Annotated in this window: 25 protein-coding genes and 1 tRNA gene; 14 read left to right on the top strand and 12 right to left on the bottom strand. The window is 58.8% G+C overall.

The window, feature by feature from the left end:
- Positions 1-339: 339 nt before the first annotated feature.
- Genes PVA48_RS04535 through PVA48_RS04525 form a run of 3 tightly spaced genes read right to left on the bottom strand, consistent with a single transcriptional unit; the run spans position 340 to position 3796 of the window.
- Complete coding sequence (locus tag PVA48_RS04535) at positions 340-1107, bottom strand: succinate dehydrogenase/fumarate reductase iron-sulfur subunit (RefSeq protein ID WP_102721138.1); 768 nt, start codon at positions 1105-1107, stop codon at positions 340-342.
- A 40-nt stretch (positions 1108-1147) separates the two neighbouring features.
- Positions 1148-3106, bottom strand: a complete 1959-nt coding sequence (locus PVA48_RS04530) for a fumarate reductase/succinate dehydrogenase flavoprotein subunit (protein ID WP_102721139.1) — start codon at positions 3104-3106, stop codon at positions 1148-1150.
- Between the two features lie 21 nt (positions 3107-3127).
- Positions 3128-3796 carry a succinate dehydrogenase cytochrome b subunit gene (locus PVA48_RS04525; RefSeq protein ID WP_180973006.1) on the bottom strand — a complete coding sequence of 223 codons (669 nt, stop codon included), beginning with the start codon at positions 3794-3796 and terminating at the stop codon, positions 3128-3130.
- A 233-nt stretch (positions 3797-4029) separates the two neighbouring features.
- Between PVA48_RS04525 and PVA48_RS04520 the strand changes: the two genes are divergently transcribed.
- Genes PVA48_RS04520 through PVA48_RS04510 form a run of 3 tightly spaced genes read left to right on the top strand, consistent with a single transcriptional unit; the run spans position 4030 to position 5119 of the window.
- Positions 4030-4161, top strand: coding sequence for a hypothetical protein (locus PVA48_RS04520; RefSeq protein WP_423232307.1), 132 nt, complete (start codon positions 4030-4032; stop codon positions 4159-4161).
- Positions 4161-4301: a hypothetical protein gene (locus PVA48_RS04515; protein ID WP_423232306.1), complete on the top strand. Its 141-nt coding sequence runs from the start codon at positions 4161-4163 to the stop codon at positions 4299-4301. The genes PVA48_RS04520 and PVA48_RS04515 overlap by 1 nt, the downstream gene beginning before the upstream one ends.
- A gap of 5 nt (positions 4302-4306) precedes the next feature.
- Positions 4307-5119, top strand: coding sequence for a TatD family hydrolase (locus PVA48_RS04510; RefSeq protein ID WP_423232305.1), 813 nt, complete (start codon positions 4307-4309; stop codon positions 5117-5119).
- A 22-nt stretch (positions 5120-5141) separates the two neighbouring features.
- Here the strand turns inward: PVA48_RS04510 and PVA48_RS04505 are convergent, their stop codons facing one another.
- On the bottom strand, positions 5142-5375 hold the full coding sequence (locus tag PVA48_RS04505) for a YkvA family protein (protein ID WP_022395926.1): 234 nt from the start codon (positions 5373-5375) through the stop codon (positions 5142-5144).
- 425 nt (positions 5376-5800) lie between these two features.
- Positions 5801-6514 (bottom strand): PEP-CTERM sorting domain-containing protein, encoded by a 714-nt coding sequence (locus tag PVA48_RS04500; RefSeq protein ID WP_180975216.1) that lies wholly within the window; start codon positions 6512-6514, stop codon positions 5801-5803.
- Between the two features lie 300 nt (positions 6515-6814).
- On the opposite strand from PVA48_RS04500, the gene PVA48_RS04495 reads away from it, so the two are divergent.
- A complete protein-coding gene (locus tag PVA48_RS04495) occupies positions 6815-7561 on the top strand; it encodes a PEP-CTERM sorting domain-containing protein (RefSeq protein WP_022397868.1) in 747 nt (248 codons plus the stop codon).
- Positions 7562-7703: 142 nt separating this feature from the next.
- On the opposite strand, the gene PVA48_RS04490 is transcribed toward PVA48_RS04495, so the two are convergent.
- The 5 genes from PVA48_RS04490 to PVA48_RS04470 all read right to left on the bottom strand — a co-directional run bounded on the left by PVA48_RS04490 (position 7704) and on the right by PVA48_RS04470 (position 12554).
- The gene (locus PVA48_RS04490; RefSeq protein WP_102728609.1) at positions 7704-8360 is read right to left on the bottom strand and encodes a GNAT family N-acetyltransferase; all 657 of its coding nucleotides are present in this window, start codon (positions 8358-8360) and stop codon (positions 7704-7706) included.
- A 13-nt stretch (positions 8361-8373) separates the two neighbouring features.
- The gene (locus PVA48_RS04485) at positions 8374-9576 is read right to left on the bottom strand and encodes a formylglycine-generating enzyme family protein (protein WP_022397870.1); all 1203 of its coding nucleotides are present in this window, start codon (positions 9574-9576) and stop codon (positions 8374-8376) included.
- A 24-nt stretch (positions 9577-9600) separates the two neighbouring features.
- Complete coding sequence (gene fabG, locus PVA48_RS04480; protein WP_102721145.1) at positions 9601-10347, bottom strand: 3-oxoacyl-[acyl-carrier-protein] reductase; 747 nt, start codon at positions 10345-10347, stop codon at positions 9601-9603.
- A 106-nt stretch (positions 10348-10453) separates the two neighbouring features.
- A complete protein-coding gene (locus PVA48_RS04475; protein WP_102728610.1) occupies positions 10454-11011 on the bottom strand; it encodes a hypothetical protein in 558 nt (185 codons plus the stop codon).
- Positions 11012-11078: 67 nt separating this feature from the next.
- On the bottom strand, positions 11079-12554 hold the full coding sequence (locus PVA48_RS04470; protein WP_423232304.1) for an ABC-F family ATP-binding cassette domain-containing protein: 1476 nt from the start codon (positions 12552-12554) through the stop codon (positions 11079-11081).
- Between the two features lie 256 nt (positions 12555-12810).
- Here PVA48_RS04470 and PVA48_RS04465 point away from each other — a divergent pair, with 256 nt between their 5' ends.
- Entirely contained in the window at positions 12811-13572 is a 762-nt protein-coding gene (locus PVA48_RS04465; protein WP_102749281.1) for a hypothetical protein, read from the top strand.
- A 248-nt stretch (positions 13573-13820) separates the two neighbouring features.
- Here PVA48_RS04465 and PVA48_RS04460 read toward each other — a convergent pair whose 3' ends face one another.
- Both PVA48_RS04460 and hpf read right to left on the bottom strand, forming a co-directional pair.
- Positions 13821-13949, bottom strand: coding sequence for a hypothetical protein (locus PVA48_RS04460; protein WP_012420041.1), 129 nt, complete (start codon positions 13947-13949; stop codon positions 13821-13823).
- A 213-nt stretch (positions 13950-14162) separates the two neighbouring features.
- Positions 14163-14756 carry a ribosome hibernation-promoting factor, HPF/YfiA family gene (gene hpf, locus PVA48_RS04455; protein ID WP_022397875.1) on the bottom strand — a complete coding sequence of 198 codons (594 nt, stop codon included), beginning with the start codon at positions 14754-14756 and terminating at the stop codon, positions 14163-14165.
- 351 nt (positions 14757-15107) lie between these two features.
- Here hpf and PVA48_RS04450 point away from each other — a divergent pair.
- The 9 genes from PVA48_RS04450 to phnX all read left to right on the top strand — a co-directional run bounded on the left by PVA48_RS04450 (position 15108) and on the right by phnX (position 24863).
- Positions 15108-15184: transfer RNA gene (locus PVA48_RS04450), tRNA-Met, on the top strand.
- 481 nt (positions 15185-15665) lie between these two features.
- Entirely contained in the window at positions 15666-19439 is a 3774-nt protein-coding gene (locus PVA48_RS04445; RefSeq protein ID WP_423232303.1) for a TIM-barrel domain-containing protein, read from the top strand.
- 288 nt (positions 19440-19727) lie between these two features.
- A complete protein-coding gene (locus PVA48_RS04440; RefSeq protein WP_102728613.1) occupies positions 19728-21038 on the top strand; it encodes a 4Fe-4S binding protein in 1311 nt (436 codons plus the stop codon).
- Between the two features lie 11 nt (positions 21039-21049).
- The gene (locus tag PVA48_RS04435; protein WP_423232302.1) at positions 21050-21337 is read left to right on the top strand and encodes a hypothetical protein; all 288 of its coding nucleotides are present in this window, start codon (positions 21050-21052) and stop codon (positions 21335-21337) included.
- The gene (locus PVA48_RS04430) at positions 21334-21654 is read left to right on the top strand and encodes a hypothetical protein (protein WP_423232301.1); all 321 of its coding nucleotides are present in this window, start codon (positions 21334-21336) and stop codon (positions 21652-21654) included. Before PVA48_RS04435 ends, PVA48_RS04430 begins: the two co-directional genes overlap by 4 nt.
- The gene (locus tag PVA48_RS04425; RefSeq protein WP_423232300.1) at positions 21651-22169 is read left to right on the top strand and encodes a hypothetical protein; all 519 of its coding nucleotides are present in this window, start codon (positions 21651-21653) and stop codon (positions 22167-22169) included. The genes PVA48_RS04430 and PVA48_RS04425 overlap by 4 nt, the downstream gene beginning before the upstream one ends.
- Positions 22147-22476, top strand: coding sequence for a hypothetical protein (locus PVA48_RS04420; RefSeq protein ID WP_423232299.1), 330 nt, complete (start codon positions 22147-22149; stop codon positions 22474-22476). The genes PVA48_RS04425 and PVA48_RS04420 overlap by 23 nt, the downstream gene beginning before the upstream one ends.
- A gap of 193 nt (positions 22477-22669) precedes the next feature.
- The gene (locus PVA48_RS04415) at positions 22670-23935 is read left to right on the top strand and encodes a hypothetical protein (protein ID WP_102728615.1); all 1266 of its coding nucleotides are present in this window, start codon (positions 22670-22672) and stop codon (positions 23933-23935) included.
- Positions 23936-24071: 136 nt separating this feature from the next.
- Positions 24072-24863 carry a phosphonoacetaldehyde hydrolase gene (gene phnX, locus PVA48_RS04410; RefSeq protein WP_102728706.1) on the top strand — a complete coding sequence of 264 codons (792 nt, stop codon included), beginning with the start codon at positions 24072-24074 and terminating at the stop codon, positions 24861-24863.
- Positions 24864-24883: the final 20 nt, after the last annotated feature.

Genomic DNA, 24883 nt, shown 5'->3' with positions numbered 1-24883 from the left:
AATACAGGCTTCCGCTCCGGAATGGAAGGGCCACGGGGCAATTGAAGAAATAAATGCCTGAAAGGGGCCGTCTTGAATAATTGAAAGGGGCATTTGTCCCATTGGGGACACTTCACCCTTTTCTTTCCCCTTCCTGATCTTTTCAGCCATTTAAGGGCCTATTCTTCCGTCCATTTATGGTTGGTTGCAGCGCCGTCTTGCGGAAAGCGGGAATGCTTCACTTGCCCCGGTTTCTGTCTGTTGCGCAGGTTTGCGGCGTTTCCCGGAGCAATAAAAAACTCCCGGCGGGCACGAGCGCCGCCGGGAGTTCTGATTAACGTTTTGAAAAGGGGGCCCGCCTTAGTAGGCGAGGCCTTCCTTGGTGTTGGCCACGATAAAGTCGCGGTTGAGGCGGGCAATGTTGTCCACGCTGATGCCCTTCGGGCAGGCGGCTTCACATTCATACTGGTTCGTACAGTTGCCGAAGCCTTCCGCTTCCATCTGCTTCATCATGGCCAGGACGCGCTTGGTGCGTTCCGGCTGGCCCTGCGGGAGCAGATTGAGGTGGGCGATCTTGGCGGACGTGAACAGCATGGCAGAGGCGTTTTTGCAGGAGGCCACGCAGGCGCCGCAGCCGATGCAGGCGGCGGCATCAAAGGCGGCTTCCGCCTTCACTTTTTCCACGGCGATGTTGTTGGCATTCGGCGCGGAGCCGGTGCGCACGTCGATGTAGCCGCCGGAGGCGATAATGCGGTCCAGGGCGGAGCGGTCCACCATCAGGTCCCGCAGGATCGGGAAGGCTTTCGCGCGGAAGGGTTCGATCCAGACGGTATCGCCGTCCTTGAACTTGCGCATGTGAAGCTGGCAGGTGGTTACCTGGCGTTCCGGGCCGTGGGGAATGCCGTTGATGGTCAGGGAGCACATGCCGCAGATGCCTTCCCGGCAGTCGTGGTCAAAGTGGATGGGTTCCTTGCCTTCCTTGACCAGGCCTTCATTGACGATGTCCAGCATTTCCAGGAAGGAGGCGTCCACCGGAATGTCCTTGGCGGCATAGGTCTCAATGCGGCCCTTGGCTTCCCGGTTTTCCTGGCGCCAGACCTTGAGAGTGAGATTGAGTGTTTTAGCCATGTTATAATCTTTCTTTTAAGTGTTAATGTATTGGCTATCTTTACTTGTAGCTGCGGATGGCAAGGTGCACGTTCTCGAAGGTCAGCGGTTCCTTGTGAAGAATGGGCAGGCTGTCCACGCCGGTGTATTCCCAGGCGGCCACGTAGGCGTATTCTTCGTCGTTGCGCTTGGCTTCGCCGTCCGGCAGCTGGTATTCCACGCGGAAGTGGGCGCCGCAGGATTCCTGGCGGTTCAGGGCGTCATAGCAGAGCAGCTGGGCGAATTCCAGGAAGTCCGCCACGCGGCAGGCTTTTTCCAGTTCCGCATTGATGCCGTCCGCCGTTCCGGTCACACGCACGTTTTCCCAGAATTCCTTGCGGAGCTGGGGAATGCGTTCGATGGCGTTCATGAGGCTTTCTTCCGTACGGGCCATGCCGCAGTCTTCCCACATGATGAGGCCCAGTTCCCGGTGGAAGGAGTCCACCGTCTTGGTGCCCTTCACGTTCAGGAGCTTGTTGATGCGTTCCTTCACTTCGTCTTCCGCGGCCTTGAATTCCGGGGAGGCGGTGGTGACGGAGCCGGGCTTGATGGTCGTGAGGTAGGCGGGCAGCGTGGCGGGAATGACGAAGTAGCCGTCGGACAGGCCCTGCATCAGGGCGGAAGCGCCCAGGCGGTTGGCGCCGTGGTCGGAGAAGTTGGCTTCACCGAGGACGTGCAGCCCCTTCACGTTGGACATGAGGTTGTAGTCCACCCACAGGCCGCCCATCGTGTAGTGGGAGGCGGGATAGATCATCATGGGCGTTTCATGGGGATCGTCGTCTGTGATTTCCTCGTACATGTCGAACAGGTTGCCGTACTGGCCGTCAATCCATTCGCGGCCCATGCGCTTGATTTCATCCGCAAAGTCCAGGAAGACGCCCTTGCCGGTGATGGCTACGCCGCGGCCGTCGTCGCAGGCTTCCTTGGCGGCGCGGGAGGAGATGTCGCGCGGAGCCAGGTTGCCGAAGGAGGGGTACTTGCGTTCCAGGTAGTAATCGCGTTCTTCTTCGGGAACGTCGGAAGGCTTGATTTCCTTCTTGCGGATTTTTTCCGCGGTTTCACGGGACTTGGGCACCCAGATGCGGCCGCTGTTGCGGAGGGATTCCGACATCAGCGTCAGCTTGGACTGGTAGTCGCCCTTGACCGGAATGCAGGTGGGGTGAATCTGCGTGAAGCAGGGGTTGGCGAAGAAGGCGCCGCGCTTGTAGGCCTTGTAGGCGGCGGTGACGTTGCAGCCCATCGCGTTGGTGGACAGGAAGAAGACGTTGCCGTAGCCGCCCGTGCAGAGCAGGACGGTGTCCCCTGCGTAGGACTGGATTTCACCGGTGATCAGGTTGCGGGTGACGATGCCCCTGGCTTCGCCGTCCACCAGCACCAGGTCCATCATTTCATGGCGGGAGAACATTTCAATGTGTCCCTTGGCCACTTCCTTTTCCAGGGCCTGGTAGGCGCCCAGCAGGAGCTGCTGGCCCGTCTGGCCGCGTGCGTAGAAGGTGCGCTTGAGCTGGGCGCCGCCGAAGGAGCGGTTGTCCAGCAGGCCGCCGTATTCACGGCCGAAGGGAACGCCCTGGGCCACGCACTGGTCAATGATGTTGGAGGAAACTTCCGCCAGGCGGTAGACGTTGGCTTCACGGGCGCGGAAGTCGCCGCCCTTCACGGTGTCATAGAACAGGCGGTAGACGGAGTCGCCGTCGTTCTGGTAGTTCTTGGCCGCGTTGATGCCGCCCTGGGCCGCAATGGAGTGGGCGCGGCGGGGGCTGTCCTGGTAGCAGAAGCACTTGACGTTGTAGCCAAGCTCGGCAAGCGTGGCGGCGGCGGAGGCGCCGGCCAGGCCGGACCCTACCACGAGCACGGTGTACTTGCGCTTGTTGTTCGGGTTGATCAGTTTGGACTCAAGCTTGTACTTGGACCATTTGTCCTGAATCGGGCCGGAAGGAATCTTGGCATCCGGCATCCAGTCGCTTACGGGAAAATTAATCATGACTTTGAGAGGAGTTGATGGTTATTTGATGATACCCAGAAGAACCGAGACCGGCACGGAAATGAAGCCCAGGCAGATCACTGCGCCGTAGGCGATGGCGACAAAGTTGTAGAAGGGCCGGATTTTGCGGGAATCAGCGCCCACCGTCTGGAAGATGGACTGCACGCCGTGGCGCAGGTGGCTGAACAGCATCAGGATGGCCAGGATGTAGAAGGCGGAGCACCATACGTTGGAGAATCCGGCCACGATCATCTTGTACACGTCAAAGGTTTCCACCTTGCCGTCGGAAATGAAGGCGGTGTACTGGGCGGGATCGTAACCCACGCGCAGGGTGTACTGGTACAGATGGTAGATCAGGAACACCAGGATAGTCAGGCCGGTGTAGATCATGTAGCGGGAGGAGAGCGTTGCCTTGATCGTGTTCTTGAACACGTAGGGTTCGCGGGCGGCGTGGTTTTCCAGCTTCAGCTGGATGGTCAGCCAGATGTGGATGATGAAGATCACCGCAAGCCCCGCGCGGATGCCCCAGAGGGCTGCTTCCGGCATGGAGTGCAGGCCGTGGGCGTAGGTGTTGATCCATTCAGGGCCTCCGAAGATAAGAAGGTTGCCTGCCAGGTGTCCCGCGAGGAACAAGACCAAACATAACCCCGTCAGAGCCACAATGATTTTGCGGCCGATGGAGGATGTCACGAATGTACATATGGTTTTTACTAGTGCATTCATAGGCGCTCTAATGAAATAAATGCGTCTCCACAGGATGCCCGGTTCAAACCCGGATGGCAAGCCTCTTCTTGAATTCCCGGCGCTTTTTGGATTTTTGAAAAGACGTGAAAAGACGTTGCAGTTCACTAGTTTGGAATAGTTATAATTTTGTTACCTGTTCCGGCTTGACGAGGCTTTCCGCATGGGCGTATCGTCTGCGTATGAAAAGGAGTAAAAAAGAGGTATTGGACGCCGATTTTGCGGCGGCGCGCGCCGGGGTGCTGGATATAGCCGCGTTTCTGGACCGGGTGGACCGGGGGAAGGGGAGGCGGATTTCCGCTACCGCGCCCTGATGGAAGCGCTCCCCCTCCTGTCCGCCTCCGGCGCCGGGCGCGTCCGGGCCATTCTGGAAGCCCTTTCCTACCGGGATGACGCCGTGCCGGAAACCGCCGCCGCCAAGGCGGCCTGCGGAGCCCCGAACTTCAGCAAATAAGAATCATGGCTTTCATAGAACCTCATATACACATGGTGTGCCGCACCACGGACGAATACCGGGCCATGGCGCAGGCAGGCTGCCTGGCGGTAGGAGAACCGGCGTTCTGGGCCGGCTATGACCGTTCCTCCGCGGACGGTTTCCGGGATTACTTCGTGCAGCTTACGGAATGCGAACCGGCCAGGGCGGCCAAGTTCGGCATGGACCATTACACGTGGCTGTGCATCAACCCTAAGGAGGCGCAGGATGTGGCCTTTGCCCGGGAAGTGATGAAGCTCATCCCGGAATTTATTGACCGTCCGAATGTCCTCGGCATCGGGGAGATCGGGCTGAACCGGAATACCTCCCATGAAATGACTATTTTTGAAGAGCATCTGGACATGGCAATACGCCTGAACCAGCTTGTCCTGATTCACACCCCCCATCTGGAAGACAAGCTGAAAGGGACCAGAATGATTCTTTCCGCCCTGAAAAACCGTCCGGAGCTGGACCCCGGCCGGGTGCTGGTGGACCATTGCGAGGAGCACACCTTCCCGCTGGTGAAGGAGGCCGGCTACTGGGCCGGGCTGACCCTTTACCCCACCAGCAAGCTGAACCCCAAGCGGGCGGCGGATATTCTGGAGCTGTACGGAATGGATTGCGTCTGGGCCAATTCCGCGGCGGACTGGGGAGATTCCGACCCCCTGGCGCTTACGGCCCTGGCCTGCGAGCTTTACAAGCGCGGTTTTTCCCGGCAGGAGGCGGAGAAGCTTCTTTTAGGCAATCCGGAGGCGTTCATGGGACAGTCCCCGAAGTTCCGGAAGGTATCGTCCGTCTAGCCGCATCCCTGGCCGCGGGCCGCTAGTCCCCGTCCGGAAAAAAGACGGTGAAGACGGCTCCCAGGATGACTGCGGCGTCATCCAGGAGACCCAGCTTGCCGATTCCGTCAAACAGGAATTCGTCAGGAGTCAGGATGTAGGCGGCGGCAATGGCGAGCAGCCATATATTCCGCTTGTTGAAAAACCGCGGTTCTCCTTTTTTGCTTTTGAAATACCGGAAAAGGCGCAGGAGCAATTGCTGTTTCTGGAGATTCATGATCAGGATGTGGGGTATGCAGGTTAAAAACGTTTCCCCCTTTCAGGCGGAAGGAGCAGCTTGAAACAGGCGCCCTTCCCGGAACGTGGGGGTGTGCTGCTCCCGGCAGAGCCTGAATGGCCGCTCTGCGCAGGGGTAGGACGGCTGCAAGGATGAGGCGCGCCGCCCGCAGAGGGAAGACGGTTTTTTCCGTATCCGGTTCCGGCTGTTCCGGCGTGGGGGAAAAGGATTTGTGCGGAAGGTGGGGTGACACGGACGCCCCGTGAAGCGTTTCAGCCGGAGGCTGCCTTGAACATCGTTTTTCAGGGGAGGAAAGGAAGAAGTATCTGCCTCCGGTAGGGTAGGCGCGTTGTGCGGATGCAGAAAGGGCCGCCTCACGGAGTCGCGAGGCAGCCCTGAAAGAAAAACGGAGAACCGGTGCGGTTTTATGCCCTGCGGCGGCGCATCATCAGCGCGGCCAGTCCCAGCAGGCCCAGGGTTGCCGTTGCGGGTTCCGGAACGCTGGCGATTTCACTCATCAACTGGCCGATCTGCTCCTGGGAAAGAGCGGAGTCATGAACGTAGAGCTGTTCAACAGCGTCAGCCAGTCCCGCGTCAATCAGAATCTGGGTGATATCCACGCCGCCGAATTTCAGGCCGCTGGCAGTATGGTACGTGGCACTGTCGCCCAGGTAGATGCGGGTGCCGAATTCCCCGGTGACCACGGAAATGGTCAGGGTGCCTTCCGTGCCCAGAGCGGAGGTGGTAGGGCCGCCGCTGTATGCGGCATTGTTCCATAATCCCTGGAGAGTACGGTCCGTATTCAGGCCCGCACCCCAGCTGGTACTTCCTCCCTTGGCGTTAAACAGGGCGGTATAGGCTTCCGGAGTGTTGATTTTGGACAGATCCAGAACCATGGTCACGGTCATGTTGTTGCGCGTGCTTCCCCCGGAAACGGGCTGGCTAAAGGTCGTGCCGGACAACACCAGATTGCCGCCATCGGTCGTGATGGCAACGGAATCCTTCCGGGTGCCGAAATCCGCCAGACGGGAGGTGAAGTCGGAATACCCTACGATGGAACTGTCCAGAAGCGTGGTCGCCGCGGTGGCGCTCAGGCTCATGCCGGCTGCAAGCATTAAGGCGGATAGTATTTTCTTCATGATCAATGTTCTGGAGTAAACGGTACGCGTGCGCATGCATAAGCAGGGCTTCTGCGTAAGTAACTAAATAACGGATTTGGAATCCGGATTTGGAATCCGGCAAGTATGAAAAAGAGGCCAAAGCAATAGGGAAATCAATGAATAACAAAGACCGTTCCACCACGTTAATAAAAGAACCAGAGGCATCAAAAAATCATTATTTCCAACGAATTATGAATGCAATATATTAACCTTTAATATTTTTAATTGTTTGCGGATTCCAAATCCGCTACAAAGCCTAAAAGGAACAGGACAATAGACATGAAGAAAACACTAACAATTTTAGCCGCACTTGGAACCTTCGCCGTTTCCTCAGAAGCCGCGACTGTTTTTAATTATTACACTCCTGGAGCAGACAATTACAACAGCACCATTCATGGGTTCTATCTGGGGCTGGATTCTTCCGCCCTGGCCCCCGTCTCTGGTTCCGGCTCTCCCGCCTCCCTGTCCGGAGATATCCGGCTGGACAGTTTTACTCTGCGCGGGCCCAGCGGCAATACGGGCGCTAACGTCACTTACGGTTTTCTGGTGCTGAACGCTTCCGATAATTCGGTCATCGGCCTGAGCACCAATATGGGAACCTCCGGCAACGGGGTCAATCTGACGTTCAATTTCTCAGCCGTGGATGGTTCTTCCCTGATTCTTGACGCCGGCACGACGTACCGTTACCTGACCGTGAGCCAGGCCGTGATGGACATGATCAATGGAGATACGTCAAAAACGTACTTGTATGCTGCGGGAGGGACAGGCGCGCCTACTTCTTCCACGGATGGAGATACGGTAACCATCAGCAACGGATTGACTGCTCCCGGCATTCGCGGCCATCATGACAGCGCGGGAGCGCCCGATGATTCCATTGTCATTACAGGAGCCAATGGAACCAATACCTTCGCTCAATTATCCCCCATTTTTACGGAGATCCGCGGGGAAGTGGTTCCGGAACCCGCTACGGCCACGCTGAGCCTGCTGGGGCTGGCTGCCCTGATGATGCGCCGCCGCAGGGCCTGAGCCCTTGATGACAGGCTTTTGACGGATAAGGGCTGTTCTCATGGAACGGCCCTTATTTTTTACCCCTGGAAAAAAGGGCTGCGAATGTAACGTATCCGGATGCGGGATTCATGACATCCGGAGGGTGCAAGGATTTCCGGTTTCAGGTTCCCGTATCCGCTTTTCTCCGCATGGCGGCAATTTTCTCAAAGCGCTTTTGCGACGGAGTTCCGGAGACCATCTCCTTTGCCGGAAAATGCAGGTCAAATTCGGCGGCGCACTTTTCATCAAGATCATACACGGCAGCTTCCACGTAACGGCCTTTCATGCTGGATAAGGCCTCTTCCTGCAGTTCGCAGACCTGGAGGGCTGCCGCGTACATGTCATCCGCCGTTCTGATGCCCAGCGTTTCCGCGGCCACGAACCCGTGGCGTGAATAGTAGTCCGGGTCGCCGTACAGCAGAATGGCCCGGAACCCCATTTCACGGGCCTTCATTTTGGTATGTTCGATCATTTGCCGTCCAATTCCCCGGCGCTGGTATTCCGGAAGAACGGAAATGGGCCCCATGCCCAGCACCTCGCATTCCTTCCCGTCATCTGTCCTGATGACGGATTTTGCATAAACGATGTTCCCGACAATGCGGCCGCCGTGGACGGCGACCACATCCAGTTCCGGGATGAAGGAGGGGCTGCCGCGCATGATATGGAGCAGGTAATGCTCATTGCAGCCGGGGGAATAATGGTTCCAGAACGCTTCCCGCGTGACATGTTCCGTTTCGGCATAGTCTGCGGGCTGTTCCGTTCTTAATTTGATGGTCATAGAAGGTCTCTCTTCACGGCTCCCCCTTGGAGAAGTTCCAGAGGCGGTGCATGGTGATGACGTCCGGAATGTTCATGGGGCGTACCACGCGGAAGCCGATCATGCCGCCGTCCGTCAGGTACCAGATGCTTTTGGGGTTCTGGGGATCCTGCCGGTTCCAGGCGGGGGAGCTGGCGCGGCGCGCGGCGCTCCGCAGGCGGTCCGGATCGTCTTCCCAGGAGCCGCCGCGAACGACGTGGGGAGCCTTGGGCGCGATGACCAGGGGGTCTTTGGCGGGCTGGCCGTCCCGCTTGCCGTAGGCATCCGGAAGGTAGGAATCCAGAACCCATTCCGCCACGTTTCCGTGCATGTCCCGGAGGCCCCACTTATTCGGCTTTTTGGAGCCTGTTTTTTGGTAGCGGTCGTTGGAATTGTCCCAGTACCAGGCGTACTGGTCCAGGGCTTCCTCCCCGTTTCCGTAAGAGTAGGCTCCGGGGTTCCCGGCACGGCAGGCGTATTCCCATTCCGCTTCCGTCGGCAGGCGGTAGTAATGCCCGGTCTGGGCGCTCAGCCATTCGCAGAATTTGCTGGCGGCGTGATGGGACATGGAGATGGCCGGCAGGCCGTGTTCATAGCCGTGGCCCATGCCCAGGTTCATGGCGGTGTAGGGGGCTGTGGGCTGCGTGACGGAGTCCCACAGTTCATCGTCCGGCTGTTCCTCCAGAAGCTGGCCGTCCTTGGCGCGCGGACGTCCATTTTCCATGAAGGCCGTATAGAGCTCCCAGGGAATTTCCGTTTCCGAGATCCAGAACGGAGAGACGTTCACTTCATGCCGCGGGCCTTCGTCCGGCTTGCGGCCCGGCTCCTCCGCAGGGCTCCCCATGAGAAAGGTTCCGCCGGGAATGGCGGCCATGCGCAGGGATGCCCCCGCTGCGGGCACCGCTTCCGTATAGGATTCAAAACGTGAGGGGATCCCGGAAGCTTCAATGAGCTGGTGGATTTGGCGTGTGGTGCCGACCAGCTCCCTGGCGGGCAGATCGTCCGGAATAGGGAGGGCGGGTCCGGCGGCGCGGTCCAGCTCCCGTTTTTGCAGTGCGGAGCGGCTCTCTCCCCACTGGCGCGCGCCGGTAATGCGCGCGGCATCCTCCGTGGCCGGGCGGGGGGAGCCGTCGTCCCGGCACCCGGCCAGCAGGGCGCTTCCTCCCAGAAAGCAGGAAACAAGGAAAATGCCGCGCATGGGATGGTGAAGACCGGGAAAGCCTTACATCGTCATGCCCCCGTCACAGGCGATGACCTGTCCGGTGATGTAACGGGCATCGTCAGAGGCGAGGAAGGCCGTCAGGGCGGCGATGTCTTCCACGGAGCCCTGTTCCTTCAGGGGAATTTTCTTGACGATTTCTTCCTTGAGGTTGTCCGGAATGGCGTTGGACATTTCCGTGGAAATGAAGCCGGGGGCAATGGCGTTGCACGTCACCTTGCGCGGGGCGAATTCCAGGGCCAGGGATTTGGTGAAACCGATGAGGCCCGCCTTGGAGGCGGCGTAGTTGGCCTGCCCGATGTTGCCCACGAGGCCGATGACGGAACTCATGTTAATGATGCGTCCGGCAGGGGACTTCATCAGCACGCGCTGCAGGGCTTTCACCGTATTGAACGCGCTTTTCAGGTTGGTATCCATGACGGCGTCCCAGTCTTCCTCCTTCATGCGAAGCATCAGGGAGTCACGGGTAATGCCGGCGTTGTTCACCAGAATGTCGATCTGCGGAAAGTCCTTCAGGATGGCGGAGACGGTTTCCTGAACGGCGGCGTAATCCGCCACGTCGCAGGGATAGGCCTTGCAGGAGTCCGGGAATTCCTTGTTAATCTCTTCTGCGGCTCCTCCACAGCTTGACGGGCTGCGGCTGATCAGGATGACTTTGGCTCCTTCTGAAGCGAAGCGGCGGGCGATGGCATTGCCGATGCCGCGGCCTGCCCCGGTAACGATGGCTGTTTTACCTGCTAACTTTTGCATGCTGCCCACAGTAAACCCGTTTTTCATGGTTCCGGCAAGCTTGAAATGGAAGCGGGAAAGGGCGGTTGTTCTCCACGGCTTTTCCTGTATGGGCGCCTTTTTCCGGTCAATTCGGCGGGAGGAGGTCTTCAGGGTTGGGAGAAAGAACGTTTCCGGCTGTGGCTGGCGTATTGTCCTCCTCCGGTTCCGCCACATCTTCATCCGGCTCGACGAGATCGCTGAATTCATCCGAGTTTTCCAGGATGTCCTTCAGGGCGGAGGAGCCGTAATAGCGGGCTTCCAGCAGCCGCTGGCCCTCCTTTTCACAGCGTTCGCTCAGCATGTCCATCCGTTCCTCCATTTTTTCTGACAGGGCGTCCATTTTTTCCTTTTCCGCATCGCTCAATTTCTCCCGGAAGCCCATGAGACGCTGAATGTCCTTCTGAATGCCCTGCAATTTCTTGACGGCCTTGTCCCCGCTTTCCTTGTCCTGTACTGCCGCCAGCGTCTGCTGGACATCAATGGCTACGGAAAAGGCCTGGTTGAGGAGGGAATCCGCGGACGGAGTTTTTTCCGCCGGGGCTGCCGGCGCGGGTGAAGCCGCCGGGGCAGCCGTTTCACCAAAGGCGAGCGGAACTCCGGCCATCAGGGCGGAGGCCAGGACGGGGACGAGGAAAGTCTTCATCCTGTCTTTCTAAGGCAGGATGAGACCCAAGGCAAGGAGAAAAGGGAAGCTGAAAAGGGGAGGACGGTTATTCCGCCGTGATGCCGCCTTTTTCGTCGTCCAGAATGCCTGACTTTTCCAGGTAATAATCGTACCCGCCCGCATAGGTGGTGATGGTTCCCCGGTTCACGTGCAGGGTTTTTTCCGCCAGGGAGCGGATGAAGTGCACGTCGTGGGAGATGAAGACCAGGGTCCCCTCATAATGTTTCAGGGCCTGCACCAGGGCTTCCACGGACAGGAGGTCCAGGTGGGTGGTCGGTTCGTCCATCAGCAGGAGGTTGGGCGGGTCCACCAGGAACTTGACCAGGCTGAGCCGTGATTTTTCTCCGCCGGAAAGCACGCTGACGCGTTTTTCCACATCCAGCCTCCGGAACAGGAAGGAGCCCAGGATGGATCGGGCCTCCTCCTCCCGGATTTCAGCGTTGCACTTCATGATTTCCTCCAGGACGGTGTTTTCCGTATTCAGGTTTTCCGTGCGTGCCTGGGAGAAGTAGCCGATGCGCGTGGTGGTGCCGGGAGTGCGTTTTCCCGAGTCAATGGGGATGATGCCCGCCAGGATTTTCAGCAGGGTGGACTTGCCCGCGCCGTTGGGGCCCACCAGCACGGTGCGTTCTCCCCGTTCCACCAGCAGGTCCAGGTTTTCATAAACCTTGTGGTCGCCGTAGGACTGGCAGATTTTTTCCAGCTCAATGACCTTCTGGGTGCTGCGCGGAGGCTGGGGAAAGTTGAATTTGAACACCTTCCTGCGGGCCACGGGTTTTTGGATGAGCTTCATCTTTTCCAGTTGCTTGATGCGGCTCTGGACCTGCCCGGCCTTGGAGTTGATGGAGCGGAAGCGGTCGATGAATTCCTGGATGTGCGCGATTTCCTTCTGCTGGTTGCGGTAGGCGGCCTGAAGCTGTTCAAAGCGCATGTCCCTTTGTTTCAGGAAATCCGAGTAGTTGCCGCGGTATTCCACCAGTTCCTCGTTGTCGATGTCGTACACGCTTTCCACCAGTTCGTCCATGAAATCCCGGTCGTGGGAAATCATCAGGATGGCGCCGGGGTAGTTTTTCAGGTAGCGCTGGAGCCACAGCAGGGAAAGGAGGTCCAGGTGGTTGGTGGGTTCGTCCAGCATCAGGAGGTCCGGTTCCAGGACGAGCAGTTTGGCCAGGTACGCGCGCATGATCCAGCCGCCGGACATTTCCCGAGCGGGGCGGTGGAAGTCGCTTTCCCGGAAGGCCAGCCCCTTGAGGATTTTCTTGGCCTTGGGTTCCAGCTGGTAGCCGTTGGCGGCGTTAAAGGTGTCAATGGCCTCCGCATACTCCGGCGTATCCGTCTTGTTGGCGTTTTCCGCCGTCCGGATGACGTGGATGGCGCGTTCCATTTCCGGCGTGATGCCCATGGCTATTTCCAGCACGGTTTCATCCTTCGGTTCGCTGGCTTCCTGCGGAAGATAGCCCACCATGGCGTATTCATCCATGTTGATAGAGCCTTCGTCCGGCGTATCTTCTCCCAGAATCATGCGGAACAGGGTGGACTTGCCCGCGCCGTTGGGGCCTACCAGGGCAACCCGTTCCCCCAGTTAATGGTCATTTCCGTTTCCCGGAACAGGGTGCGTCCGGCGTGGGATTTCGTGAGGTTTTTGATCGTCAGCATGGTGAAGAGGGGCGGCATTCTACCGGGGAGGGAGGGGGAAGGCAAGAGCCGTCAGGGCAGGGACGGTCATTTTTGAAAGCTTTACTGGATTTTTACGCGTAATCTGCTAGCCTTGGCGCGCCATGCCGACCATGCAGACATTCAGGCTTTTGCTTGCTGCCGCCCTCCTGTGCGGATGGAGTTCCTGCTGCACTCCTCCGGCTGAGGATTATATACAGAGACCTTACGTGCAGCAGCAGATGTCCGGATTGGCGAATGCTTTTCTGGGGCTGCTGCCGCCGGAGAAGGCCGCTCTTCCCGCCGCCAGGGCGGAAGCCAAGTGGCTGGCGGACACGGCGGTAGTCCAGTCCGCGGCGATTGCCCGGAATAACAGGATTGTGCTGTTCGGCTGGCTGAACAACATCCTGGTCAATTCCAACCTGCGCGACAGGGGGCTCTGCTGGCAGGTGCAGCAGGATTTGTACCGTGACATGCGCCGCCGCCCCGTGAAGTTTTTCCGTGTGGGGTTGACCATCCGCGACCATGGAACGGGCAGGGAGCACAGCTGCGTGTACGTGAACGCTGCCGGAGGGGGATTGCAGGGTTCCATCGTCCTGGACGCCTGGAAGAACTGCGGGCATCTGGTGGTGCTGACCCAGAAGGACCGGGAAGGGGGCAAATGGGAGGAGGACTGGCGGGAACCGTTCGTGTCCAAGGCCTTTCCTGAAGGGCATTCCTACGGAATGGACCATCACCTGGTCTGGCCCGGATGGGCCAGGAAACGCCCCCTGCTGATCCAGAGGATATTCCAGTCCGGTCAGCAGGAGGAGGCGAAGGCAAGCGGTTCCGCTGCTGTCCATAAAGAAGCTGGCGCTTCCGGCGGCGGAGCTTCCAAGGCTGCCTGAATGTAAAAGGCCGTTTAACGAGGCCGGAGCTTGTGCACGTCCCTGCTTGATGGCGGGTGACGCCTGCATGTGCGGGGAATGCCTGCGTTTGCTACGGCGTCCGCCGTTTTTAAGGAAAATCCCGGTGAACCGGCAAATGACGGCTGAAAACCGGGTTCCGGGCAAATAAAAACGCACTCAGTGCGTACACCGAGTGCGGATTAATTGGATGATTTGCTAATGTTGCAGGGCGAGGCCCTGCTGCAAACTTACTTGCCCTTGGCCTGCACAACCGGAGCGGGAGCAGGAGCGGTGGTTTGCTGTTGCTGCTGCTGCTGGGAGCAAGAAGCGACCAGGCAAGCGGCGCCGGCGATGGCGAGGATAGCGATGTTCTTCATAATTCGAATTAAATACAGTGTTTGTTAACTACTGGAACCTCCGCATCCACGGAGGTTTGCTGGGACCAATGTAAATGGTGGCAAGTAGAAATCAAGAGATTTTCTTGTTCCATGTCACGGCATTACAGAAAAGAGCAGGACCCCCGGTTTCAGGAGTCCTGCTCTTTTTGATGCGTTATGGAAAACGGTTTGTTTCAAAACCGTTTTTTACGGTCACAGGCTGGTGCCTAGTTCAATAATGGAGTAGTCCCCGTCCGGCCTCCGGTACACGATCTGGAGCACGTCGCGTCGCGCATTCCTGTAGAGCACGAAGGGCTTGTCGGAAAGTTCCAGTTCCATGATGGCTTCCTCCTTGTAAAGCTTCTTGAGATTGTAGCTTTCTCTGTGAATGAGGAGGGGTTCCGGGTCTTCCTTGGAATCTCCGGGGTAATCCAGTACGGAATCGTCATATACCGTTTCATCCAGCTTGCGGATGGTTTCCTGGTGATGGGGGCGGAAATTTTTCATCAGGCGCGTCTTGTGCTTGCGCATGCGGCGCATGATTTTGGTGATCGTTTCGTCGATGCAGGCGTACATGTCCGTCCCTTCCGTGGAAGCGTCAATGGTGATGTGGTCCGAGCAGAACAGAATCACCTGGGAAATCTTGCGGTCGCGTTGCACATCAAGCAATACTTTAACCTCCATAATGCGTGGGAAGTCCAGGCGGATCCCCTCAATCTTTTTCGTTACGAATTCCCGAATCGCGTCTGTGACTTCCACGTGGCGCCCCGTGATCGTAATGGGTGTGTTTACGTTTACCTTTTGCATTGTCGTACCTCTTTCTAGTTGATGTTAATGCGCGGAACCCAGTCCGCACCTTTCAAGATATACAGATTTGACAATGTTTGTCGAGGAATCCTTTCTTTTTTTCCGTGTGCGGGGAAGGGGATTTTTCCGCTCTTGTTCCCTCATGCCGGGGCCGGGCAACTCTCCTACCTGTTGTGAGCCAAGCCGCCGGAAGGGGCCTGCGTTTTTCCTTTCCCTTCCGCCGCCCCCGGAAAGCGTTTCCGGACCTCTGTCATACGGTCGCAGCCATGAAAATTTTTATTTGAAAGTACTTGACATGCTGCGGAAGTAGGTTATAACAATTCCGCACTCCTCTACGGATGCTCTTTAAATCGCGGGATGGAGCAGCCAGGTAGCTCGTCAGGCTCATAACCTGAAGGTCGCAGGTTCAAATCCTGCTCCCGTAACCATTTGAAAGCCCTGCAAGTCAAAAGCTTGCAGGGCTTTTTCGTGCCCCTGCGCCATGGGGCGGAAGTAATTCTTTTAAAAAGGTCATCCTTGAAAGGGAAGTGGCTGTGAACGGGTATTTTATGGCCGTGTGGAGCAATGGTGCGCCGTTACTGCCGTCTTTGGCCTTGTGGCGATTACGGACAAAGGGTATGGTGCAGCAAGATAATCTGCGCCACTGGACGGCATGACGAAGGAAAACGGCCCGTTGCCCGGCCGGAAACGATCGTTTGCATCCCTTCCGTGGCGCCGCTCCGGCTGAATAATATAAAACACTACAATAATGGGAAACTCAATTGACCATGGCATGTTCCGGAAGTCCGTCCTGCTGGCTTTCGGATTGTCTTTTCCTTCTCCGGTCTCGCCGTTGCCGCATCGGGAGAACTGACCCCGGAACAACAGGTCCAGCCCGTTGAAGGCGCCAGGAAAATCAACCCTGCCGCCGTGGAAGTGCTGCTTGGCAAGAACCACCGGATGACATTCGATTTTTACGGGGACAACGTTTTCCGGATTTTCCGGGATGACAAGGGCGGCATTATCCGCGACCCCAAGGCGGAGCCGGAAGCCCGCATCCTGGCGGACAACCCCCGGAAGCCGGTTTCCCGCCTGGACGTGGACCAGCAGGGAGATGTGGTCACCATCACCACAGGGAAGATCAGGATTGAAATAGACAAAAAGACCTCTCTTCTCAAGATCATCAACCTGAAGGACAATTCCGTGGTGGTGGAGCAGGCGGCCCCCGTCCTTTTTGAAAAGGGCAGCACCAGCTTTTCCCTGAAAGCGAAGCCGGATGAATATTTCTACGGCGGCGGCGTGCAGAACGGCCGTTTTTCCCACAAGGGGAAGGTGATTTCCATTGAGAACCAGAACAGCTGGACGGATGGCGGCGTGGCTTCCCCCACTCCCTTCTACTGGTCCACCGGCGGCTACGGCGTCATGTGGCATACCTTCAAGAAGGGCCAGTATGATTTCGGCTCCAGGGAGAAGAACCTGGTCAGCCTTTCGCATGATGAAAATTACCTGGACGTCTTTTTCATGGTCAACGACGGGCCCGTCAGCCTGCTGGGGGATTTCTACCAGCTTACCGGCGCCCCCGTCCTGCTGCCCAAGTTCGCCTTTTACCAGGGCCACCTGAACGCCTACAACCGGGATTACTGGAAGGAAGACGAGAAGGGCATCCTGTTTGAGGACGGAAAACGGTACAAGGAAAGCCAGAAGGATAACGGAGGCATTAAGGAATCCCTGAACGGGGAGTTGAACAATTACCAGTTTTCCGGCCGCGCCGTGGTGGACCGCTACAAGGCCCATGACATGCCGCTGGGATGGCTCCTGCCGAACGATGGCTACGGAGCCGGCTACGGCCAGACGGATACCCTGGACGGCAATATCGCGAATTTGAAGAACCTGGCGGACTACGCCAGGAAGAACGGCGTGGAAATAGGCCTGTGGACCCAGTCCGACCTGCATCCCAAGCCGGAAATCAGCGCCCTGCTCCAGCGCGACATCGTGAAGGAGGTGAGGGACGCCGGAGTGCGCGTGCTGAAGACGGACGTCGCCTGGGTGGGCGCCGGCTATTCCTTCGGCCTGAACGGCATTACGGACGTGGCCCAGATCATGACCTATTACGGTAACAACAGCCGACCGTTCATCATTTCCCTGGACGGCTGGGCCGGAACCCAGCGTTATGCCGGCATCTGGTCGGGCGACCAGACGGGCGGCGTCTGGGAGTACATCCGTTTCCATATTCCCACCTACATCGGCTCCGGCCTCTCCGGCCAGCCCAACATCTGTTCGGACATGGACGGCATTTTCGGCGGGAAGAATCCGCTGGTGAACGTCCGCGATTTCCAGTGGAAGACCTTCACTCCCATGGAGCTGAACATGGACGGCTGGGGAGCCAATGAAAAGTATCCCCACGCCTTCGGGGAACCCTATACCTCCATCAACCGGTGGTACCTCAAGCTCAAGTCGGAATTGCTTCCGTACGCCTACAGCATCGCGGAGGAATCCGTTTCCGGCCTGCCCATGATCCGGGCCATGTTCCTGGAATACCCCAATCCCTACACGCTGGGGAAGGCCACGCAGTACCAGTTCCTGTACGGCCCCTATTTTCTGGTGGCGCCCGTTTACCAGGAAACCAGGGCGGACAAGGAGGGGAATGACGTGCGCCACGGCATTTACCTGCCGGAAGGACAATGGATCGATTATTTCACCGGGGATTTGTATGAAGGCGGCAAGATTTACAATGACGTTGACGCTCCCCTGTGGAAACTGCCCGTGTTTGTCAAGAACGGCGCGATCATTCCCATGGCCAATCCGAGCAACAATGTCTCGGAAATCAATCCTAACCTGCGCATTTACGAGCTTTACCCGCACGGCAGCACTTCCTTTACCGCGTATGACGACGACGGCGTGACGGAGGAATACAGGGCCGGCAAGGGTGTCCGCACCCTGGTTGAATCCCGGGCGGACGACAAGAACAACGTGACCGTCACCGTTCATCCGGCGGTGGGGGATTTCAACGGCTTCCAGAAGAAGAAGGCCACGGAGTTCCGCATCAATGTGACGCAGAAGCCGTCCAGCGTTTCCGCCAAAGTCGGGGAAAACAGCGTCAACCTGGCGGAAGCGAATTCCATGGAGGATTTCAAGTCCCGGGAGAACGTGTATTTCTATGACCAGGCTCCCAACCTGAACAGGTTTGCGACCAAGGGAAGCGATTTTGAGAAGAAGGTGATTGCCAAAAACCCGCAGCTGCTGGTGAAGCTGGCCCCGGCGGATATTACGGCTGTCCCCACCGTGCTTTCCGTGGAAGGCTTCCGCTTTGAACCCGCGGAAAAATACCGTGTCTCTTCCGGCGCCCTGACCGCTCCCGCTAATGCCAGGGTGACGGAGGAAAACGCGGCCGCATATACCTTGACTCCTTCATGGGATGCTGTTCCGAACGCTGATTTTTATGAAATCGAATTCGGCGGAATGCTGTATACCACCATCAAGGGGACGGAGTTCCTGTTTGAGGATTTGGAGGCGGAAACGCCCTATTCCTTCAATGTACGCGCCGTCAACAAGGACGGCCATTCCGCCTGGACGGCCATCAGCGCGAAGACCAAGGCCAACCCGCTTGAGTTCGCCATTCCGGGAATCGAAGGTGAAACGAGCGTGGAAAACCAGGGCAATTCCCTGACGAAACTCTTTGACTTCAAGGAAAAGGACGCGTGGCACACGAAGTACAACGAGAAGGCCGTGCCGTTTGACCTGGTTCTGGACCTGAAGACCATCAACAAGCTTGAGAAGTTCCATTACGTTCCGCGTGAGGACGGCGGCAACGGAACGCTCCTGAAGGGCTCCATTTCCTACAGCATGGACCGGGAAAACTGGACGAAGGCCGGAACGTTCCAGTGGGACAAGAATGGCGACGTGAAGATCTTCAACTTCAAGGACGCCCCCACGGCGCGCTACATCAAGCTGAATGTCACGGAAGGCGTGGGCGACTACGGCTCCGGCAGGGAAATCTACGTCTTCAAGGTGCCGGGCACGGAAAGCTATCTGCCGGGCGACATCAATAATGACGGCAAGATCGACCGGAACGACCTGACCTCCTACATCAACTACACGGGCCTGCGGAAAGGCGATTCCGACTTTGAAGGCTACATCAGCAACGGAGACATCAACAAGAATGGCCTTATTGACGCTTACGATATTTCCGTGGTAGCCACCCAGCTGGAAGACGAAGCCGACCAGCCGCAGGAAGAAGCCGCCAGGAAGGACGAGGAAGGGGATAAGAAGGAAGGGGACGGCGAGAAGAAGAAAGCCGCCGAGGAGGCAAAGAAGAAAGCCCGCTTGGACGGAAAGCTCCTGCTCAGCGCCGATAAGAAGAGGTACGCCAAGGGAGACGCCGTCAAGGTGACCGTGAAGGGCCGGAACCTCCGGCTGGTGAATGCTCTGAGCTTTGCCCTCCCGTACGATCCCAAGGATTTGGAATTCGTGGGCGTGGAGGTTAAGAACATGAAGAAGATGGAGAACCTGACGAACGACAGGCTTCATACGAACGGAACCAAGGCCCTGTATCCCACCTTCGTCAATATCGGGGACAAGGAACCTGTGGAGGGAACCTCCGAGCTGTTTGTGCTGAAGTTCAAGGCCCGTCGCGACGTGAAGTTCCAGCCGAAGCTCACGGACGGCATGGTGGTGGATAAAAAGCTGAACACCAGGAAATTGTAATTTTAACATCCTGATGCGGCTCCATGCGCGGCTGGACAGCGTCCACGCATGGAGGCCGCCGTTTCCGGCAGGGCGCCCCCGCGGCTTTCGCCGCCGTGGAACGGCGCCCTTCCGCATGTTCCGGAGGCTTCCGGACGGAGCGGCGGAGGGGAAATATTTCCCTGCGTTGCTGTTCCGGCGGAGGGGTGACGCAATGAGGCTCCCTTCACGGGCGGATGAACCGTTTTTTTCTGGAGCGCCCGGTCTTTTCACTTATGTTGGGGGTGCCAGACAGGCGCCCACGATGCCATGACCGGCCCCGGACTCATCTCCTTGTTCTGCTTTCTGATGACGGCCGCCCATTTTTTGCGCGGCGGGATGCATGCGGGCGTCATTTTGTGCATGGGGCTGGCGGCGCTTTCGTTTTCCCGGCGCGGCTGGCTCCGCAGGAGCGTCACGTTCCTGCTGCTGGCCTCCCTGCTTTTCTGGGGGGCGGAAACCTGGCATCTGGCCAGGCTGCGGATGATGGAGGGACTGCCGTTTCTGCGGCTGGCCGCCATTCTGGCGGGCGTACTGCTGCTTCATGCGGCGGCCATCCTGTGGCGCAGGCGCGGGGAGAAGGATTTGCCTGTTCCGGAGCTGGCGCGCAGCCGCGTGTTTTCCGCCTCCGTGCTATTTCTGTTTCTGCTGGATGCGCTGGCCCCTTTCCGCCTGCTGCTGGGAGAGCGTGTTCTGCCGTGGCAGGGCGTCAACGGATTCGTGATTCTTCTTCTGGCCTGGTGGGGAGGCTATTGTGCGGAGGGGCTGCTGAATCCGCAGGCGTCTCCCCGCAGGCGGCGGCTGATGTGGACCGTATTCGCCTCCGTGTTTTTTCTTCAGTTTCTGCTGGGCGTGACGGTGGCTTCCTCCCTTCTGATGACGGGCAGGCTGCATGTTCCCGTGCCGTTCATGATGATTTCCGGCCCGGTTTACCGGGGAGAAGGCATCTTCATGCTGGCGCTGTTCAGCGTATCCGTCCTTCTGGCCGGGAGCGCGTGGTGCAGCCATCTGTGCTACTTCGGGGTGTGGGACTGCCTGTCCGCCGCCTCCTCCCGCAGAAAGGGGCGTCCGGTGAAGGGAGGCAAGGGCCTCCGGGACTGGAGATGGGCGGCCCTCGCCGCAGCGGTGGGAACGCCGCTGCTCCTGTCCCTGTGGGGACTCCCGGTGGAATACGCCCTGGCGGTTGCGCTTGCCGCGGCTTTCCTGGCTCCCCTGGCCTGGAGAATGAGCGCCGCGGGCGGCGTGAGGGAATATTGCAGCAGGTTTTGCCCCATGGGGCTGGCCGCCGGTTTGCTGGGCAGGCTGTCCCCCTGGCGCATGCTCGTGAAGGAGACGTGCACCGGGTGCATGCAGTGCGCCGCCGCCTGCCGTGACCTCGCCATCTCGCGCGAGGGCGGGGCCTGCCGCATTTCCAGGCGCTGCACCCTTTGCCGGGACTGCATTTCCCGGTGTTCCCACGGCGCTCTGGGCCTCGGCATGGCCGGTCCCTTCTCCTCTGTGCCGTCCGCGCGGGCGGACATGTATTTTGTAACGCTGGTTTCCGTCATGCACGTGGTGTTCCTGGCGACGGCGCGAGTCTGATTTTATTCATCATGAGAAATACCTACACCCTGGAATATCCGTTTTGCGGAGGATGGATGGAACCCGCCCAGTGGCAGGCCGTTCTGGACGCCGTGGACGGGGGATGCCGCCTTGTTTCCTTTTCCACCCTGTCCATTCCTCTGGACGGGGTGGATGAGCGGGAATGCGTGGAGAAGGGCATTGCCCTGGCGGAAAAGCTTTCCCGCCTGGTTCCCTATACGGAACAGGCCGTGGATGTAGGTTCCTCCCTCTGCTGGGGGAAAACCGGGACGCATGGCTGGAGTTCGCCGGAAAGTTGAACAGGTTTTCCGCTCCCGTTTCCTTCCCCGCGTATGAAATACGCAAAAACCGCGAACGTCTTTTTTCCTCGGACCCGCAGCCTGAAGGACGTTTTTCCGCCCTGCACAAGCGCGCCCGTATTTGTCTGGAAGAGGCTCCGCACCATGAATTCGGGCTGTTTTCCTGTGACCTGGGCTTTGTGGTTCCCAAGGGCGGCCATCCGGAGGGCGGCGTGCATTTGTTTGCCGGAGGCGGGGGCGGCATTCGGGGGGCAGTGCGGCCCTGGCGCCGCGGGCGGCATCCTGGCTGGGGCGGTATTCCCTGCCGGAGGCCGTGAAGGCGGCGGGGGTGCTGACGGCCCTGAATGAACAGTTCGGGGAACCGGACAATCCGCGCAAGAGGAGATTGAAGTCGCTGTTCGCCTCCCGCAGCCTGGACTGGGTTCTGAATGAATTGAAAAACGCCGGCTTGTACCCGGGAGAGGGGGAGCAACCTGAGTTTTCCTCTTCCGGGGAGTGGAGCCGCAATGATTTCTATAACGGGCTGCTGGTGGCGCTCCCTTCCGGCAGTCTGGAGGATACGCCGGAATATGCCGTGGCGTCGGCATGGCGGCGCGTGGTCCCTTTTTTGACTTCTCCGGTGCGCATCACGCCGCGGGGCAATTTGAGGCTTCATCCGGCGGACAGGTGCGTGGCGGAACGCATCAAGGTACTGCTGCGCGGGTCCAGGCATTTTCCCCGCTCTCCATTGAATCCTGCTCCTGCCGCGGCTTGCCGGGCTGCCGCCGCGCCCGCGCCGCTTCTTCCCTGGTCCACCGGGAGCTCAACGGATGGCTGGAAGAAATTCTCGTGAATTTGGGCTGGATGACGAACCCGTGGTGTTCCGGATTTCCGGCTGTCCCAACGGCTGCTCCCGCCCCTTGTTTGCAGAGCTGGCCATGGTGGGCCGCAGCGAGGGCGTTTACGATGTTTTTGCCGGAGGGCGCGCCCAGGGCGACAGGACGGCGTTCCTGCTGCGCCGCGCCGTTCCCCTTGGCGAAGTGAGGGAGCTGTTCCGGGAACTTTTCCGGCAGTTCGCCCTTGCCAAAGGGGAGAATGAGGAGTGGACGTTCGGGGAGTGGGTCTTTGACCGCCTGCTTTCCGGAGAGACAGAGCCGTGACGGCTGCACCGTCCGTGAATTCCACGGGAAGCTTCAGGGGGCGCGCCGGGACCTCCCTGTTTTTTCATGGGCATGCATCAGGAGGCGCGAAGATGAAAGCCGCGTTTTTCCTTTTTCCGGTATGTTGTTGTGTGGCGATTTTTTGACCTGAAAATGGTTCAGGCGGGTTCCGGAACGGATATGGTGGGGAATCATGTCCCTGGCCTCTTTTTTCTATGCCGCCTGTTTTGGCTGCGCCGTCGGCTTTGCGTGTGGCGCGGAAGGTTTTTCCTCCTGGAACGGAACGGCGGGCGGCGTGTCCTCCCTGTCCGGACTCTGGGCGCAAAGCTACGGAGCCCGTCCCGGCAACGTGCATTTGTACAGGAATGGCGAGAATCCGTGGCTTCAGGAGTTCAACGTGTCCCTGCGGGCCCAGTACCAGGCGGCGGCCGTGTCCCCCAGCGGTTCCGGGACGTACCCCGGCTCCCACGGGCGCACGGAGGAATGGCGGCGGCTGAGGCTGGGCTGGAACGCCAGGGTGCTCCGGGACCTGAAAGTGGCTAATATCTGGAACATGGGCGGCGTGGACAGTCTGGGCTATTACAAGGGCGGACGCTGGAACAACCACAAAATGACCCGCGGCAACCTTTATGAGGCCCATTTGGAATATTCCCTGCCGGGCGCTGTTGTGGGTGCGGGGAAGGTGCTTCCCGTCATTCTGGCGGAGAACCGCATTTCCAGTTCCAAGTATAAGCTGCCGGAGATTTCCGCCGTGGAAAACATGCTGGTCAGCGACAGTTCCTTCGGCGTCTGGAGCTATAATGACGAAAAGAAGGAGCCGCTGGGGTATTACGCGGGCCTGTGGTCCAACACGGACGAGAGGAGCCGCGGAACCTGGGGCACTTGGGAGTCCGTGAACATGAGCCTGGGCCTGTCCGCGCGCGCGGACGGCCTGCTGCTGAAGGAAGGGCGGCTTTACTGCGACTGGATTTACAACTGGGGCGACATGAAGGACCGCCCCTACGACGGCAATTACACGGGCACCGGGGCGCGGAACGTGCTGGCGCTGTATTATTACGGAAAGCAGGGCGCATTTGAGCTGATGGCCCAGGCGGTCTGGGCCTCCCGGCTGCGGGAGTATTCCTCCGGCGGCGTGATAGCTCCGTCCGGCCTGGCGGGGCTGACCGTCATGCCGTCCCTCAACCTGACGGGGCATGTGCAGGCGGTCGCCCGCTACCAGCTCGCATTCGGTCCGGACGCCGTGAAGCCGAACAAGCGCTATGCCTCCCTGGCGGAAAGGGGAGGGAACCGCGTGGATTGCTACCAGGCCGTGGCCGCCGGGTTGAATTTCTTTGTGTACCGGGACGATCCCGCGCGGCTGAAGATCATGACGATGGCGGAGTACGGGCATTCCCGCGGAGGCCGTTCCGCCGGGTTTACGGGGTGGACGTTTATCTGCGGCGCGTACACGAATTTCTGACCGTGTCCGGCGCCGTTTATGTGACAACATTGCAACCAGGCGGCTCTTGTCCGGCGGCGGGGAAGGTTTTAGGTTGGCTCCGTTCCCGGAGGAAAGCCGCCGCTGCTGCTCCTTCAACGACCAGACATTACAGATTATGAATAAAGTCAGTTGCATCATCATGGATTGGGCCGGTACGGCCGTGGACTTCGGCTGTTTCGCCCCTTTGAACGTTTTTTTGAGCGTGTTCAGGGAAAAGGGCCTGGATATCACCTACAGGCAGGCGCGGGAACCCATGGGGTTGCTGAAAGTGGACCACATCCGCGCCATTCTGGAAATGGAGCCGGTTCGCGAACAGTTTGAGAGGAAGTACGGCCGTTCCTGGAATGAATCCGACGTGCGGGAGCTTTACGCCGGGTTTGAAACGCACCTGTTCGCCTCCCTGAAGGATTTCACCACCCCCATTCCCGGCGTGGTGGAAACGCTGGAGGGGCTGAAGGCCCGTGGCATCAAAGTCGGGTCCACCACGGGCTACACGGCGGAGATGATGGACATTGTGCGTCCCGGGGCTGCCGCCCGGGGTTACGTGGTGGACAACCTGGTGACGCCGGACGAAGTGCCCGCGGGCCGTCCCGCGCCGTACATGGTTTACCGGAACATGATTGACCTGGAGATCCCCTCCGTGGACCAGGTGGTGAAGGTGGGCGATACGATGGCGGATATCCGGGAAGGATTGAGTGCGAAAGTGCACACCGTGGGCATCATCACGGGCAGCAATGAACTGGGCCTGAGCGAGGAGGAATATGAGGCCATGCCCGCCGCAGAATTGAACAGAATGAAGGAGGAAGTGCGCCGCCGCATGCTGGACGCGGGAGCGCATTACGTGCTGGATTCCATTCGTGAACTGCCCGCCTGCATTGAGGAGATCAACGCCTCCATGAACCGCTAGCCTTTCAACCATCCATTAAC

It is taken from the genome of Akkermansia sp. JRP_AM1 (genome assembly GCF_049262625.1).
GTDB classification, from domain to species: domain Bacteria; phylum Verrucomicrobiota; class Verrucomicrobiia; order Verrucomicrobiales; family Akkermansiaceae; genus Akkermansia; species Akkermansia massiliensis.
The sequence above is the reverse complement of the archived record's forward strand: the minus strand, read 5'-3'. Positions and strand labels throughout refer to the sequence as shown.

Coding starts and splice junctions, on each gene's coding strand:
- PVA48_RS04530 (WP_102721139.1), bottom strand. CDS start 3,106: ATGATTAATTTTCCCGTAAGCGACTGGATGCCGGATGCCAAGATTCCT.
- PVA48_RS04515 (WP_423232306.1), top strand. CDS start 4,161: ATGGAAGCGCTCCCCCTCCTGTCCGCCTCCGGCGCCGGGCGCGTCCGG.
- PVA48_RS04465 (WP_102749281.1), top strand. CDS start 12,811: ATGCCGACCATGCAGACATTCAGGCTTTTGCTTGCTGCCGCCCTCCTG.
- PVA48_RS04505 (WP_022395926.1), bottom strand. CDS start 5,375: ATGAATCTCCAGAAACAGCAATTGCTCCTGCGCCTTTTCCGGTATTTC.
- PVA48_RS04520 (WP_423232307.1), top strand. CDS start 4,030: ATGAAAAGGAGTAAAAAAGAGGTATTGGACGCCGATTTTGCGGCGGCG.
- PVA48_RS04495 (WP_022397868.1), top strand. CDS start 6,815: ATGAAGAAAACACTAACAATTTTAGCCGCACTTGGAACCTTCGCCGTT.
- PVA48_RS04510 (WP_423232305.1), top strand. CDS start 4,307: ATGGCTTTCATAGAACCTCATATACACATGGTGTGCCGCACCACGGAC.
- PVA48_RS04435 (WP_423232302.1), top strand. CDS start 21,050: ATGAGAAATACCTACACCCTGGAATATCCGTTTTGCGGAGGATGGATG.
- hpf (WP_022397875.1), bottom strand. CDS start 14,756: ATGCAAAAGGTAAACGTAAACACACCCATTACGATCACGGGGCGCCAC.
- PVA48_RS04490 (WP_102728609.1), bottom strand. CDS start 8,360: ATGACCATCAAATTAAGAACGGAACAGCCCGCAGACTATGCCGAAACG.
- fabG (WP_102721145.1), bottom strand. CDS start 10,347: ATGCAAAAGTTAGCAGGTAAAACAGCCATCGTTACCGGGGCAGGCCGC.
- PVA48_RS04440 (WP_102728613.1), top strand. CDS start 19,728: ATGACCGGCCCCGGACTCATCTCCTTGTTCTGCTTTCTGATGACGGCC.
- PVA48_RS04475 (WP_102728610.1), bottom strand. CDS start 11,011: ATGAAGACTTTCCTCGTCCCCGTCCTGGCCTCCGCCCTGATGGCCGGA.
- phnX (WP_102728706.1), top strand. CDS start 24,072: ATGAATAAAGTCAGTTGCATCATCATGGATTGGGCCGGTACGGCCGTG.
- PVA48_RS04535 (WP_102721138.1), bottom strand. CDS start 1,107: ATGGCTAAAACACTCAATCTCACTCTCAAGGTCTGGCGCCAGGAAAAC.
- PVA48_RS04500 (WP_180975216.1), bottom strand. CDS start 6,514: ATGAAGAAAATACTATCCGCCTTAATGCTTGCAGCCGGCATGAGCCTG.
- PVA48_RS04415 (WP_102728615.1), top strand. CDS start 22,670: ATGTCCCTGGCCTCTTTTTTCTATGCCGCCTGTTTTGGCTGCGCCGTC.
- PVA48_RS04470 (WP_423232304.1), bottom strand. CDS start 12,554: ATGATTCTGGGAGAAGATACGCCGGACGAAGGCTCTATCAACATGGAT.
- PVA48_RS04485 (WP_022397870.1), bottom strand. CDS start 9,576: ATGCGCGGCATTTTCCTTGTTTCCTGCTTTCTGGGAGGAAGCGCCCTG.
- PVA48_RS04420 (WP_423232299.1), top strand. CDS start 22,147: ATGGCTGGAAGAAATTCTCGTGAATTTGGGCTGGATGACGAACCCGTG.
- PVA48_RS04460 (WP_012420041.1), bottom strand. CDS start 13,949: ATGAAGAACATCGCTATCCTCGCCATCGCCGGCGCCGCTTGCCTGGTC.